We start from the raw sequence: 13,553 nt of genomic DNA on the forward strand, positions 1-13,553 counted from the left end.
GGCACTGGTGTTTCGGCGCCTACGTGTATCCGACGCGGATCGCGGACAATGCCAGGGCCGTGATGGGAAACTGGTGCGAGCGCTCGGCGCGCGGTTATGCGCTCGAACTCGACGCAGAGGGGCATCTGGTCCTGGTGCTCGGCGAGGCGAGCGGTACGCCGGTTCGTTTTGCCCTCGACGTCAAGCTGCGCCCGCGGGTCTGGGCGTTCGTGTCGTGCGCACTTGATCTGGCGCAGGGATCGGTAACCCTGTCACTGATCGTTCCGGCCGATGGCGTTCGGCCGGCCACGGCTTGTTCGAAATCGTTCGCGCTGCCGCAGGCAGCTGCGCTGGACTCCGGACTGCCGTTCCTGATCGCGGCCCATCATCTGAATGACGATCGCCAGTACGTCGCACATTTCGACGGCAAGATCGAGGCTCCGCGCGTCTTTTCGTGCCGGCTGGACGCCGAGGCGTTGCGCGTGTTCGACGGCCGGCAGCGGACGGGCGCAAGCGATACCGGGCTTGTCGCCTTCTGGGACTTCTCGGATGGAATCTCGTCACTGGCGATCAAGGATCTTTCGCCGAACGGCCTGCATGGCAGCCTCCGCCAATTGCCCCGCAGGGGCGTGACCGGCTTTCACTGGTCTGGATCCGTCCATGACTGGCGGCTGTCGCCGCAGGAATATGCCGCGATTCATTTCCACAGCGACGACATCTACGATTGCGAGTGGCGCTCCACCTGCACGCTCGATGTGCCGGCGCACTGGCGGTCCGGCGTCTATGCGCTTCGGCTGACCCCGGGCGGCGGCAATGCCGAAGCCGGCTGCGAAAGCTACGTCACCTTCTTTGTGACGCCCGGCAAGGCGTCGAGGCGCGCGGATCTCGTCGTGGTCGCCTCCGTCGCAACCTATCTCGCCTATGCCAACAGCGCGTTGCGACTCTATCAGGTTCACTTCGAGACGCTGATGGAGCATGTCCTGTGGTTGCCGCAAGATGATCTGTTCCTGCAGGAGAACCCGGAGATCGGCCAGTCGACCTATGATTGCCATGTCGACGGCTCGGGGCGGGCGTACAGTTCCTGGCTGCGGCCCGTCATCAACATGCGCCCGCGCGGTTACTGGTTCAATCTGATCAACGACACCCATATCCTCGACTGGCTCGAGGAGAAGGGGATCGCCTACGATCTGATCACGGATGTCGAGCTCGATCGGCAAGGCGCGCGGGCGCTTGCCCCTTACCGGGCCATGATGACGCCGACCCATCCCGAATATTACAGCATCAACATGATGAACGCGATCATGGCGTATCAGAACGCCGGCGGGCGGCATGTCGCGATGGGAGGCAATGCATTCTACTGGCGCTGCGGCTTTCACCCGGCCGCGCCCGCCGCGCTGGGAGGTTCGCCGCGGCATGGCCGGAACACGCACCTGGGAGTCGGAGCCGGGCGAGGTGCATCTTGCCGGCACCGGCGAACCCGGCTCGTTGTGGCGGCATTCGGGCTTTGCGCCGCAAAAGCTCGTCGGCGTCGGTTTCGCGGCCATGATCAACGATACCTGCGGCTATTATCTGCGCACCCCCGAAAGCGAGGATGCGCGCGCAACCTTCATCTTCGAGGGCACCGGCCGTCATGAGAAGTTCGGTGATTTTGGATTTCGCTACAATGGCGCCGTCGGCAGCGAGATCGACCGCTACGATCTCGAACTTGGAACGCCGCCGCATGCGTTGCGGATCGCGACATCAGAAGGACTGGGCGCGGGCGCGCTGCCCACGCCGGAGGAGTTTCGCACCGTGGTCGACGGGCTCGACGGCACGCAGAACGCGCTGGTGCGCGCCGACATGGTGTTCTTCGAGACCGCCAATGGCGGCGCCGTCTTTGCGACGGGGTCGATCACCTACGGCATGTCGCTGGGCCACAACAATTACGACAACAACATCAGCGCGATCACGCTAAACGTCGTGAACCGGTTTCTCGATCCACGGCCCTTCGTCATGCCCGCCAAAGTCTAGCAGGCTGCCTGGACTTCGGCCCAACACGAATAGCCATCTCGTCGCCAGAGATGGTTTTCTCGAGCCAGGGAGGCTGTTCATGTCAGACAAGCCTGAGTTTCAACCGCCGGAATTGGGATCGGTCAACGTCGCTCCCCGCAAGGCGCGCCCGATGCATGCGGACGAGCACTGGGGCAGCCAGCCCTGGTATGAGGCTCCGCGCGGCGATCCCGCAATGGCGGAGGTCTACACCTACACCGACGCGATGTCTTACGACCCGGGAGACGAAGTCGTCTTTCGCTCCTCCGCAACAGCAAAGGCCTGGCGGATGCAAATCTATCGCGATGATCTCGAACCCGAGATGGTGCACGAGATAGACGCGCTTGAGGGCGTGTTCGCGGCCACGCCGTCCGATGCCTATCGCAATGGCTGCAACTGGCCCGTCGCTCATCGCTGGAAGTTGCCGCCGGATCTGCGCTCGGGCTTCTATCGCGTGGTCTCGTCGTGCGAACGAGCGAACGGGGCTCGCTTCGTCCAGCATCACTTCTTCGTCGTGCGCCCCACCGGGAAGACGCCGCGCGCGAAGATACTGATGATCCTGCCGACGGGCACCTGGACCGCCTACAATGATTTCGGCGGTGCCAATCACTATTTCGGCGTCGAAGGTCCGAACCGGGACGAGCCCTCGCCGGTGCTGTCGCTGCAGCGACCATGGACGCGCGGCGTGGTCTGGCTGCCCCCCGGCGCGCCGCGCATCTGCGCCGATCCTGCACCCGAGATGGGTGACGCACCGCGCTATCCGATGAAGGAGTGGGCGTTCGCCAATGGCTTTGGCCAGTATTACGCGGCAGCGGGCTGGGCCCAGTTCGACCGGCATTTCGTGCTCTGGGCGCAGAAGGAGGGCTATGCCCTCGACATGATCACCCAGACCGATCTTCACTACCGGCCCGAGCTGCTCGATGCTTACCCTTGTGTCACCATCATCGGCCATGACGAGTATTGGACGTGGGAGATGCGCGAAGCGATCGAGTGCTATGTGGAGGGCGGCGGGCGGCTCGCGCGCTTCGGCGCCAACTTCCTGTGGCAGATTCGGCTCGAGGAGGATGGCAAGCGCCAAGTCTGCTACAAGTTCAAGGCCATCCACAAGGACCCGATCGTCGGCACGGACCGCGCGCGTCTGATGACGTCCGCCTGGGAAGATCGCAACGTCCGTTGGCCCGGCGCCTCGACGGTCGGCGTAAACGGTGCGCACGGCCTCTACGCGTCCTGGGGCGGCTTCGCGCCGAACGGCCAAAGAGGCTTTACCGTCTATCGCCCCGAACATTGGGCGTTTGCGGGCACAGGGCTGCACTATGCCGATATCTTCGGCGACAAGCAGTGCATCTTCGCCTACGAGGTCGACGGGCTGGACTACACGTTCCGCAACGGTCTTCCATTTCCGGTCCCGGCCGAAGGGCAGCCCGAGACCATTCAGATCCTGGCGATGGCGCCGGCCGTCCTGGCCGAAGACGAGCCGCAGGGTGAGGGCTTCCGCTACTACGTACGCAGCAGCGACCACGAAGGCCTCGTGGAATGCATCACCGGCGAGGTCACGCCCGAGGGACTGGCCCGCTACAAATACGGCTCCGGCATGATGGTGCACATGACCCGCGGCAAGGGCGAGGTGCTGACAGCCGCGACCTGCGAATGGGTGATGGGGCTGAAGCGCGGCGATCCGTTCACGCAGCGGATCACCCGCAACATCCTCGATCGCTTCACCGCGCCCCGCTCCGCGTGAGCGATTTTCAACGACGCTTGGATTTCGTGCGTGCGGCTCTGGCAGGTGGTGCGGCACGCCTCGGCGCCGCTACAGCCTCGACGTCTTCGTCGATGGCCGTCTCCGGCGTCATGAAGCGTGTGCCGCCATGCTTCTCCAGCAACCGGACGAGATTCTGGCCGCCCTCCATCATGTCCGCCTGGATCGACTCGCGGACCTTGTCCGGTCGGCGCTGCCGCAGGTTTTTGAGAACGGACAGATGCTGATGCTCGTTTGGATAGGTTGGGGGCGCGTGCGGGTAATGGAAATTCAACAAAGGTCCGTTGCGCATCCAGATATCGTCGAGGATGGCGAGCACTTCGGGAAGCCCCGATCCATCGTAGAGACCGCGGTGGAATTGCCAGTTGGCGCGCACTGCGTCGGACCATCTGCGCTCCTTCTCCGCGCTGATCAGCTCGCGGTGCGTGGCTTCCATCTTGTCGATATCGCTTTCCGAGATGCGCGTGGTGGCGTGCTCGGCGGCAAGTCCCTCGAGAAACAGCCTGACGGTCCTGAGTTCGATATATTGCTTGGACGTCATATGGGCGACCATGATCGAGCGTCCCGCCTGCATCTCGAGCGCGCGGCCGCGCACGAGCTGCATCAGGGCTTCGCGAATCGGCGTCTCCGACACGTTCATGGTCGCGGCAAGGTCGCGAATCTTGAAGCGATGGCCCGGCCAGAACCGGCCTTCCATCAGCGCCTGGCGCAGATTGCTGTAGACCAGGCTTGTCAGGCTGTCGCGCGCGACCGGGCCCACGCCGCCCTCGCCATGCCTCTGTTCAACGTCAGCCATTTTGGTCCCCGAAAGGTCTGGGCCGTTTCGGCAATCCTCGCCGATGCGGGTTCGAATCCATTTGATCGTCCGCGCCTTGCTGAGCGACGGGGCCTCGAAGGTTCATCGCCTCCCGCGCACCACACCCGATTTCGTGAGCTCCGAAGAATCGCAACCTTAGCCCCCGATATGCGGTCTTACGGCCCCGGGCCGGCAAAGCAAGAATTCCCTTGTAACCCACAACATAATATATGATATATCAAAATTGAGAGGAGAAAAGCATGCCGGAATTGATCAGGACAAGGGATGCTGCCCTGCGGGCGCGGGCCGAAAAGGTGGTGCCGGGCGGCATGTGGGGTCATCTCCACGCGGCCAAATTGCCGGATGCGTATCCGCAATTCTTCAGCCGCGGCGAGGGTGGCGTCCTCTGGGATGTCGACGGTCACCGGTACGTGGATTTCATGTGCAGCTGGGGTCCTAATCTGCTCGGCCATCACCATCCCGAGGTGGAGGAAGCCGCCGAGCGTCAGCGGCGCGACGGCGACTGCCTCAATGGTCCGGCCGAGATCATGGTCGAGCTGGCCGAACTCGTCGTCGATATGGTGGGCCATGCCGATTGGACGCAGTTTCAGAAGAACGGCACCGATGCGACGACGACCTGCGTCACGATCGCAAGGTCTGCGACAGGCCGGCGGAAAATCCTCGTCGCCCAGGGCGCCTATCATGGTGCCGTGCCGTGGTGCTCGCCGTCGCTTCTCGGTGTCACCGCGGAAGATCGCGCCCATCTCGCCTATTTCAAATTCAACGATGTCGAGAGTCTTGAAGCCGCGGCCAAGGCGGCGGGCGATGATCTTGCCGGGATTCTGGTTTCGGCGTACCGCCACGACCTCGGGTTCGACCAGGAACTTCCGACCGTGGAGTTCGCGCGTGCGGCGCGTCGCATCTGTGACAGCAAGGGCGCCGCGCTGCTGATCGACGAAGTCCGCGCCGGCTTTCGCCTGAATGCAGCCGGTAGCTGGGAAGGACTCGGTGTCCGGCCCGACCTGTCCGCCTGGAGCAAGGCGATCGCCAATGGTCATGCGCTGGCAGCCGTCACAGGCGCCGATTGGCTCCGCCGTGCCGCCTCCGAGGTCTTTGTCACCGGCTCGTTCTGGGCCGGCGCCGTCGCCATGGCGGCGGCCGTCGCGACGTTGAAGGTCGTGCGCCGCGACGATGTCCCGGCGCGCATCGCGCAACTCGGGCAAACGCTGCGCGACGGCCTCGAGACGCGCTCCCGCCAGTTCGGTCTTTCAATCCGTCAATCCGGGCCAGCGCAAATGCCGACCCTCTTGTTTGAAGGCGACCCGGACTACCGCAAGGGTTCGGCTTTCTGCAGCGCGATGCTTGCGAAGGGCGTCTACTTCCACCCCAAGCACAACATGTTCCTCTGCGCCGCCCATACCGAAGCCGACATCGCCGTTGCTCTCGAGGCCGCGGAGCACGGCTTTGCTACGGTGGCGGCGCTTTGATTCTCGTAAGCCAGTCCCGCTGGGTTGCCGAGTCATCCGACAATCGCTTCACGGCGTCGCGCGTGCGATCGCTGATTTTGGCCGTGGCATAAATGGTAGGTTTTGGCTTGGGAAAGTCAAATGCCTCATCTTTCAATGGACATTGACTGACACTCTCTCCGCCATCGAGCCTCCCAAGCTCCTGCAACTCCAGTTTAACCTTCAAAACAAGACTTTTCGAAAACACCCGGTGGTACTCTGCGGCAATCTACAAACCGATCCCTGCTTCTATGTCACGGATCGAACTTTTCCCCACGGGTTCGACGACTATCGGGCGCTTTTCGGTTTCCTTATGAGCGTTGAGCAGATCACTTCCAGCATGATGGGCTCTAAGCCGCAGTTCTTCCATTACGTTCGGTAGGGCGTAGTCGGTGTCCGCTAATGGCGCGGACGGCGGATTTGGCTTGGGGCGATGTCAGCTAACGACCCAATAGCGAACATCGCGTCGCTCTAGCCGGCGTCAGCTTTTGACCCGAAGCGGACATCCGCCCGCCGATACTCTCGATGGTTTGCTGCGATTCTCCGCAATTCCGGGCTGAGAACTTCAATCCGGAAATTACAAAGTACCGAATGGCAAACGGAATGTTACCTTCGGCAAGCGGTCGTCAATTATGAACAGCTGCGAGCCTGCCGTTCCTGCAAGATTGCTGGACAATTTTGCGAGCTTGCGGACGAGCAACGTCAAGCGGCGCCGTAATGGCGGTCTCGCATAGTTTGTTTACCAAACGTCACAAATCACCAGAAACCACGTCCCCTAACTTGGGCTCAAGAAGCTTCGCGCATGCTTTTCGAAGGACAGGCGGGGAAATGGCCTGTTCTTGCGACTGATCGTGATCTTCGCGCGCGGTTGGGTCGGAAATGCATTTGAAGGAATGGGAGTTCTCGCAGTTTAGGGGGGTGAAATGAAAGTGACGCAGCTTTACTGTGTTCGCCACTTGCCTACCGTTACTTGCAGTCTTGTCGGCGCGGCATTGCTGGCGATCGGCGCGAATGCAGCGTTGGATCTGCACGCCTCGGAAGCCGCAAAGGTGGTGTCTGCCCCGGAAAGAGCCGGCGCTCTCCAGCTCGCGCTCATCATCGGCAATGGCAATTATCCGGACGCCGCCGAGCCGCTAAACCAACCCATTAACGACGCAAGCGGTCTGGCGCATGCAATGCGCCGCCACGGATTCGATGTCGATGTGGTGGAGGACGCCACCAAGGCAGATATGGCTCGCGCGGTCGAGCGGTTAAAATCCAGGATCATTCCGGGATCTGTCGTGATGCTGTTTTTCGGCGGCTATGGGGTGCAGTCTCGCCACGAAACCTACATGATCCCGACCGATGCAGTGATCTGGAGGGAAGGCGATGTACGTCACGAGGGTACGTCCGTCGAAACCGTTCTCCACGCAGTTAAGGAGCGGGGCGCTCGCGCCACGTTGGCCGTCATCGACGCCTCGCGACGCAATCCCTATGAACGCCGTTTCCGCTCCTACTCCCACGGGCTTGCGCCAGTCAACGCGCCCAACAACGCGCTCATCATCTCGTCCAATACGCCCGGCAAGGTCGCGGATGACACGAAGGGCGAGCACAGTGTGTTCGTTACTGAGTTGCTCAACGAGCTCAACGCGCCGGTTAGCGCTGCAGGCGTCTTCAACAAGACCCGTGTCGCCGTCTTTCGCGCCTCCAATGGCGCGCAGATGCCGTCGGTATCCTCCTCGCTCTTGGAGGACGTGCACTTCAGTCCCGGCAATGATCCCGATTTGACGACGGCGTCCATCACGCCGACGGAGTAACGACGCCTCAGGCGTCAGCCATGGCCGTTATTGGCCCAAGGCGGACATGGGCAGCGGCCCGCTTAAGCCCGCTTCCGACGCTTGGCTGATACGTGATTCGGACACATTCCGGGCTCGGTCGTGATCTTGCCATGTTGTTGCCCCGTTGCGCATGGAAAGCTCGCTGCCATGCTCGCCTTCAGGGTCATCTTCACCGGTGCGGCGATAGGTACGCTAATCCTGGTTGCGGTCCACCAACGCGCCTTGCGCCCGGCCGAGGTCGCCTCGCTCGTGCAACCGTACGAAGCGCCGGCGCTGGAGTCCGACCGCCTCGACGGTCTGGTCAAGCTACGCGAGCAGATGATGCAGGCCCTGCCGCGGCCGCAGCCCGAGCCCGCCCCCGAGCCGCCATTGCAGGAAGTCACGCTTGGCTCGATGCCTGATGCTGCTTCCGTTCCATCGTCGGCCCACGCCAAAGCAGGCGACGATTTGATCGGAACAAGATCGGTGCCGTCCGGTCACCTTGATGCCACCCAACCGGCGCCGACAACGAGCGATGAGACCGGTGTTGCCTCCAACCCAGCGCCGGCGACGCAGGATTTCCAATATCTCATCTATTACGTCTGGTCCGAAGCGCCGCCCGCCGAGAAGCCGGCGGAGACCGTCCTGCGTTCGCTCAAGGACATCCCGGTCGGAACGCCGGTCGAGGAAATCAAACGTGCTTCCGACGCGTTCGGTCTCGATTTCAATTTCATGAAAGCGGTTGCCAAGATCGAGTCCGGTTTCAACCCCAATCAACGCACGGGGTCGTATATCGGCCTGTTTCAGCTGAGCGAATATGAGTTCAGCAAATTCGGCTTTGGGCAGATTCGCAGTCCCCGCGACAATGCCGTTGCGGCCGCCTACAAGGTCATTACCGAAGGCATCCTGTTCGAGTGGATCACGCACCGGAAGCCGGACTTGAACGATCTTTACCTGATCCATCAGCAGGGCTGGGAAGGCGCCGCCGAGCACATCAACCGGCCCGATCGCATCGCCTGGAAATCCATGTGCGCCACCAGCGAAGGCAGGGAGAAGGGCGAGAAGTGGTGCAAACGCGCGATCTGGGGCAACACCCTTCCGGCCCTCAAGAAGGCGTGGAAATCGGTGGACAAGGTGACATCGGAGGCGTTCGTCGGCATGTGGCGCGCGCGGGTCGCTGAATTCTATTCGAAGTACATGGCGACCGCCGTCGCCGCAGGGGCGAAGCAGTAATTCCGTTGCGTGGTCGGCAGAAGCTGCCGCATCCCGCCGCCGAGCCCGTCTCACTTCACGATTCAGAAATCGCCGCTAACGAGGTGGTCGACCAAGTGCCGATGTCTACTCATGGCCCTTCTGAGACATGCCGAACGCGCTCTGGAATGTCCGGTCTCGGGGGCAAACTCGCTATCGCCCCGGAACGCCGAATTTCGTGAGCTGCGTTACGGCTCGTTCAGTGAGAAGCAATCCGATTTCCGTCGGTAGCCATTTGCCGCCGAAAGCGCTGCAAGCACGCCGACAACGAGAAGCGGCTGATCGCGTTGCGTAGCAAAGAAGACCTTGAAATCGACCAGGAAGCCGGCGGTGCGGCGGCCGAGTCAGGGTTGCGAGTACCGCGCGCAGCCGTTGCAGGATGACGCACGGGCGCTGCCGAGCGTCTCGTCCACGAGGCGGCGGACGGTGCGCGCCCAGCGGCCGCACTGCGCGCCGCAGCCGAGACAGCCATAGACCCGGCTGGTCGACCGCGTCCGCCCCGCTTCTGCAGCGGCCCGGACGTCCTGATCGCTCAGCACATTGCACGAACAGACGATCATTACGCGGCTCTCGACGGAGAGCTCTGTTGTGCGCTGTGCTTGACGACCGCGAGCGGCGTCGTGCGGAAACTGATCGCCAACCGATTGTAGGCATTCATCAGGCCAATCGCGATTGTCAAGTCGGCGAGCTGCCTCTCGTTGAAAACAGCCGACGCCGCTTCAAATGCCTCGTCCGAAACACCTCGGTCTCCAAGGCGAGTCACTGCCTCTGCCCAGGCTAGTGCTGCCTTTTCCTGCTCGTCGAACACACTGCCGGCCTCACGCCAGGCAGTTACGAGAACGAGGTGTTCGACAGATAGCCCGGCCTTGAGAAGGTCCTGCGAATGAAAGTCTATGCAGAAGGCGCATCCGTTGATCTGGGACACGCGGAGACACGCGAGGTTGATAAGCTGTGCGGGTAGTCCCGACTGATAAACGTAAGTGTGTACGGCGCCGAGTGCCTTCGCTCCAGCCGGCGAGGCTGCGTTGTAATCCATCCGCTGTGACATTGTTGAATTCCTTCTGTTAGCCTGTTTCTGTTGCTGTTCATGCCGGCGCCTTCGTCAGGAACGAAGGCGCCAGTTGTTTAAGAGCAAGCGGTCAGTAGTCCCAGTTGACCGGCATACAGCGAAACCCGTCGCCGTCGACCTTCACATGGCAGATGGACGGGAACGACAGGTGGGTGGCCAGCAGCATCTCGCCGCTCTCCGCCATCTCCCGCAACAGACGGACCCGGACGCGGGCCGCCTCCATGGGGTCGTGTTCGAAGCCGTTGTGCAGATCGGGGTGGTCGAATCCGACCTGGAACACGGCGTCGCCGGCGAACGTCAGCCGCTCGCCGCCGGAGTTGAGGCGGACCACACAGTGGCCGGGGGTGTGGCCACCGGTGCGCTGAGCGACTACGCCCGGCGCGATTTCGGCCCGGTCCTCGAACGTCCGCAGATAACTGGGGTATTCGCGCAGGAACTTCTGCGCGGTCGATTCAAGCACCTCCGGGAAACCCTCCGGCATGGAGACGAGGGAGAAATCGGGCTTCGCCCAGAACTTGACCTCGGCGGCGGCCACGTGGATCCGCAGGTCCGGACGCAGCTGCTCCTTCACCCCGTCGACGAGCAGCCCGCCGACGTGGTCCATGTGCAAGTGGGTCAGCACCACGTCGGTCAGGTCCGCAAGATCGATGCCGGCGGCCTCCAATCGATGGGTCAAGTGCCCGGCCTTCGGCAGGTTCGAGTTCACCCCGGCCCCGGTGTCGACCAGGACGGTCCGGCCGCCGCTCCGCACCACGACGACGTTCAGCGGCCAATCGAACATTTCCCGCGGCAGTGCCAGGCTGTCCATCACGGCCTGCCGGGCGGCCGGATCGGCATTGGCGGCCAACATCTGGGCTGGCAGATGTAGCACTCCATCGCTGATCACCAGCACGTCGATGTCGCCGACCTTCAGCGCGTAGCGCGACGGGACCAACTCGTCGTGCATCGGTCTGCCAAGGCGTGAGGTGGGGGATGTGTAGTCTAGGCTCATGTTTGTCTCCTCTTTGATGTTAAGGCCGCTGGCTGGTCTTGGTTGAGCAGGCCGCGCAGCAAGCGCGGAGCGCGGCCCGTTTCGCGTGAAGGGAAGCCAGTCACATCAGTCACACGTTCCGGATCGGCCAAGGCGAGCGCAGCGGTCGCTCTGCCTTCGGCGGATAGATCCAGACGGTATTGATCTCCTGCTTGGTCATCTTGGCGACGTCGCCGACCATCGACACCTCGCGCTCCCAGCCGCGCGCGAAGAGTGCGATTGATCGAGCTCTGATGCTTTTCCAGATCATCGTAGTTCTCGGTCGGTTTGGATCTTGGCACCGTGATGGTCTACCGGAAGAGAGCTGCGGCTGCGCCAGAGCGATTGCCGTACCTGTAGAGCAATTGCTGCTAACGCGTGCGCCGTCGCCAACCGCTCGGGGTCTCGCCGGTCAGCTTCCTGAATGCCGCAGCGAAGGCGGTCTGCGAGGAATAACCAAGCCCGGCTGCGATCGACACGATCGAGTCGTCGGTGTGGCGCAGCATGTTCATGGCCTGCTCGAGCCGGCGCTGGCGCAGCCAGGCATGCGGCGACAGCCCGGTGCTTTCCTTGAAGGCGCGGCAGAAGTGGAAGCGCGACAGGTCCGCATCGGACGCCAGCGCCGCGAGCGAGACGTCCGCATCGCTGTCCGAACGCAGGCGTTCGATGACGCGGCGCAGGACCGTTGGCGACAATCCACCGATGACCGGCTGGATCGTGACAGGCGAACCTGCGTGGGCAACCAGCAGGCGCGTGGCCAGAAGATCTGTTATCTGCTGTCTGAACAGGGCATCCAGGGCCGCGTTGCCTTCAAGCGCATCCGCACCACTCAGGAGCAATCGAGATGTAACGGGGTCGGGATGGACCGTTCGCTCCACGAGATCGCCAGGAGCGGCCCCGTCGGCTTCGTGGGCAACGCGCTCAAGCGTTGCGTGCGGCAGGTAGAGTTGAACGACATTCAGAGGCTGGTAAATGTCCCATCGTGAGCTCGAACCGGCCGGAATGACTGTCACGGTCCCGGGACGCGTCATTCCATTCACAAATTTTTTCCCGTTTTGGCGCTCGAACCGCACCGACCCGGCGGGGAACGTCATGATGACGTGATCGTCCATCGGCTTGACGACGTCGTGCAGGGGATCATGCTTCCAAAGTGTGATCGCGCCGCTGGACGATGACGCCATGCGAACGGGCTTCGTCTTGAGTACGCGCGTCATTTCCGCATCGGGACACTCGCCGATCGGCAGCTGGGAAGTGTCTGGATTCTGCGAAATATCTCGCAAGTGAGATATGCTCATGGACCTGTTCTCGCCGTTGAGAGGGTCTGGTTTGAGCGTTCGAGGCGTTCTCAGGAGAAATACGGACCTGGGGTCTCTTCCCAAAGTGCCCCTGCTGCAAGTTTAGACGAAAAGCGCGTTCAGATCGACCTGTATTCTCGGATGGTGCGGGACCATGGTTCCGCAGGGCGAGGTTTCGCAGGTTCCGCGGCAGCTCGGCTTACCAGCTGGTTTATGTTCTTCCGCTTTTGGCACATCGCAGACGTAGTGGCTGCTGCCTCTGATGTACGCTTTCAGGGGGTGAAGCGGACATGGCCTGACGACACCTCAGGCGCCTCGATGCCCAGTTCCCGATCCGCCGACCACCGGAGTGCAAGAGAAGCGCGGTCGGGCGTCCCAGCATCGTGGACGCTGCCCTCGGTTGCAGTCAGCTCAAATTGACAAATTTCTTGCGGGCTCCATGATCAACTCAAGTCAGGCGCCTTGGGAAACGATGATCGATTCGAGCGATGTTGTATCGTTAGGCTTTGCAGTTGGATGTGGAAGGAAGGTTTGTACCGAGATGAATAGTATGAACAAACCCGGAGGGAACTACTCGCCGGCGATCATTCACAATGGAATCGCCTACGTGAGCGGCCAGTTGCCGCGTCGGGGGGAAGAACTTCTCTACTCTGGCAAAGTCGGGGTTGATATCGATGTCCATGCTGCGCGGGAAGCCGCCGCCCTCTGCGCGGATATTTGCATTTCTGTCCTTAGTCACGCAGCGGGCGGGGAAGACAAGATAATTCAAATATTGCAGGTCGTTGGATATGTCGCCTCGGCGCCTGGATTTGCTCAGCAATCACAGGTCATGAATGGTGCTTCCGATCGGCTGATTGAACGCCTCGGCGAGCGCGGTCGCCACGCACGCACCTCCATCGGCGTCGCTGAGCTACCGCGAGGTGCTCCGATTGAGCTGAACATGATCGCCGCTGTTCGATCGTAGATGAGATCTCGATCTTTGAACGCAAGGATGCGGATTTCTCCAGTTTGAAACCAACATCGCAATCGGTGGTCGCGTCGCCGGGATTTGAACCTGCTCGGCGACATT

The 13,553-nt window shown here is 62.0% G+C and carries 11 protein-coding genes and 2 pseudogenes; 7 read left to right on the forward strand and 6 right to left on the reverse strand.

The features are described from left to right. Positions 1-62: 62 nt before the first annotated feature. The 3 genes and pseudogenes from ACVWVY_RS07990 to ACVWVY_RS08000 form a co-directional block, all read left to right on the forward strand. Positions 63-1,304, forward strand: a pseudogene (locus tag ACVWVY_RS07990) (N,N-dimethylformamidase beta subunit family domain-containing protein); the annotation flags it as partial. Between the two features lie 88 nt (positions 1,305-1,392). After that, positions 1,393-1,989 (forward strand): N,N-dimethylformamidase beta subunit family domain-containing protein, encoded by a 597-nt coding sequence (locus tag ACVWVY_RS07995; RefSeq protein WP_456625857.1) that lies wholly within the window; start codon positions 1,393-1,395, stop codon positions 1,987-1,989. A 79-nt stretch (positions 1,990-2,068) separates the two neighbouring features. Then, positions 2,069-3,745, forward strand: coding sequence for a N,N-dimethylformamidase beta subunit family domain-containing protein (locus tag ACVWVY_RS08000; protein ID WP_456625858.1), 1,677 nt, complete (start codon positions 2,069-2,071; stop codon positions 3,743-3,745). A gap of 7 nt (positions 3,746-3,752) precedes the next feature. Here the strand turns inward: ACVWVY_RS08000 and ACVWVY_RS08005 are convergent, their stop codons facing one another. Further along, complete coding sequence (locus ACVWVY_RS08005; protein ID WP_456625859.1) at positions 3,753-4,559, reverse strand: GntR family transcriptional regulator; 807 nt, start codon at positions 4,557-4,559, stop codon at positions 3,753-3,755. 260 nt (positions 4,560-4,819) lie between these two features. Here ACVWVY_RS08005 and ACVWVY_RS08010 point away from each other — a divergent pair, with 260 nt between their 5' ends. The 3 genes from ACVWVY_RS08010 (at position 4,820) to ACVWVY_RS08020 (ending at position 9,093) form a co-directional block, all read left to right on the forward strand. Beyond that, positions 4,820-6,046, forward strand: a complete 1,227-nt coding sequence (locus ACVWVY_RS08010) for an aminotransferase class III-fold pyridoxal phosphate-dependent enzyme (protein WP_456625860.1) — start codon at positions 4,820-4,822, stop codon at positions 6,044-6,046. A 941-nt stretch (positions 6,047-6,987) separates the two neighbouring features. After that, complete coding sequence (locus ACVWVY_RS08015) at positions 6,988-7,860, forward strand: caspase family protein (protein ID WP_456625861.1); 873 nt, start codon at positions 6,988-6,990, stop codon at positions 7,858-7,860. A 168-nt stretch (positions 7,861-8,028) separates the two neighbouring features. Further along, positions 8,029-9,093 (forward strand): transglycosylase, encoded by a 1,065-nt coding sequence (locus ACVWVY_RS08020; RefSeq protein ID WP_456625862.1) that lies wholly within the window; start codon positions 8,029-8,031, stop codon positions 9,091-9,093. Positions 9,094-9,455: 362 nt separating this feature from the next. On the opposite strand, the gene ACVWVY_RS08025 is transcribed toward ACVWVY_RS08020, so the two are convergent. The 5 genes and pseudogenes from ACVWVY_RS08025 to ACVWVY_RS08045 form a co-directional block, all read right to left on the reverse strand. Next, positions 9,456-9,671, reverse strand: a complete 216-nt coding sequence (locus ACVWVY_RS08025; protein ID WP_456625863.1) for a (2Fe-2S)-binding protein — start codon at positions 9,669-9,671, stop codon at positions 9,456-9,458. Next, positions 9,671-10,159 (reverse strand): carboxymuconolactone decarboxylase family protein, encoded by a 489-nt coding sequence (locus tag ACVWVY_RS08030; RefSeq protein WP_456625864.1) that lies wholly within the window; start codon positions 10,157-10,159, stop codon positions 9,671-9,673. Before ACVWVY_RS08030 ends, ACVWVY_RS08025 begins: the two co-directional genes overlap by 1 nt. Positions 10,160-10,250: 91 nt before the next feature. Next, complete coding sequence (locus ACVWVY_RS08035) at positions 10,251-11,171, reverse strand: MBL fold metallo-hydrolase (RefSeq protein ID WP_456625865.1); 921 nt, start codon at positions 11,169-11,171, stop codon at positions 10,251-10,253. 101 nt (positions 11,172-11,272) lie between these two features. Further along, positions 11,273-11,427: pseudogene (locus ACVWVY_RS08040) on the reverse strand (NAD(P)/FAD-dependent oxidoreductase); the annotation flags it as partial. A 133-nt stretch (positions 11,428-11,560) separates the two neighbouring features. After that, the gene (locus tag ACVWVY_RS08045; protein ID WP_456632142.1) at positions 11,561-12,484 is read right to left on the reverse strand and encodes a helix-turn-helix domain-containing protein; all 924 of its coding nucleotides are present in this window, start codon (positions 12,482-12,484) and stop codon (positions 11,561-11,563) included. A gap of 439 nt (positions 12,485-12,923) precedes the next feature. On the opposite strand from ACVWVY_RS08045, the gene ACVWVY_RS08050 reads away from it, so the two are divergent. Continuing rightward, a complete protein-coding gene (locus ACVWVY_RS08050; RefSeq protein ID WP_456625866.1) occupies positions 12,924-13,448 on the forward strand; it encodes a RidA family protein in 525 nt (174 codons plus the stop codon). The last annotated feature ends 105 nt before the right edge of the window (positions 13,449-13,553 follow it).

The organism is Bradyrhizobium sp. URHC0002 (assembly GCF_054059515.1).

Coding starts and splice junctions, on each gene's coding strand:
- ACVWVY_RS08020 (WP_456625862.1), top strand. CDS start 8,029: ATGCTCGCCTTCAGGGTCATCTTCACCGGTGCGGCGATAGGTACGCTA.
- ACVWVY_RS07995 (WP_456625857.1), top strand. CDS start 1,393: ATGGCCGGAACACGCACCTGGGAGTCGGAGCCGGGCGAGGTGCATCTT.
- ACVWVY_RS08050 (WP_456625866.1), top strand. CDS start 12,924: ATGATCAACTCAAGTCAGGCGCCTTGGGAAACGATGATCGATTCGAGC.
- ACVWVY_RS08005 (WP_456625859.1), bottom strand. CDS start 4,559: ATGGCTGACGTTGAACAGAGGCATGGCGAGGGCGGCGTGGGCCCGGTC.
- ACVWVY_RS08010 (WP_456625860.1), top strand. CDS start 4,820: ATGCCGGAATTGATCAGGACAAGGGATGCTGCCCTGCGGGCGCGGGCC.
- ACVWVY_RS08000 (WP_456625858.1), top strand. CDS start 2,069: ATGTCAGACAAGCCTGAGTTTCAACCGCCGGAATTGGGATCGGTCAAC.
- ACVWVY_RS08025 (WP_456625863.1), bottom strand. CDS start 9,671: ATGATCGTCTGTTCGTGCAATGTGCTGAGCGATCAGGACGTCCGGGCC.
- ACVWVY_RS08035 (WP_456625865.1), bottom strand. CDS start 11,171: ATGAGCCTAGACTACACATCCCCCACCTCACGCCTTGGCAGACCGATG.
- ACVWVY_RS08030 (WP_456625864.1), bottom strand. CDS start 10,159: ATGTCACAGCGGATGGATTACAACGCAGCCTCGCCGGCTGGAGCGAAG.
- ACVWVY_RS08015 (WP_456625861.1), top strand. CDS start 6,988: ATGAAAGTGACGCAGCTTTACTGTGTTCGCCACTTGCCTACCGTTACT.
- ACVWVY_RS08045 (WP_456632142.1), bottom strand. CDS start 12,484: ATGAGCATATCTCACTTGCGAGATATTTCGCAGAATCCAGACACTTCC.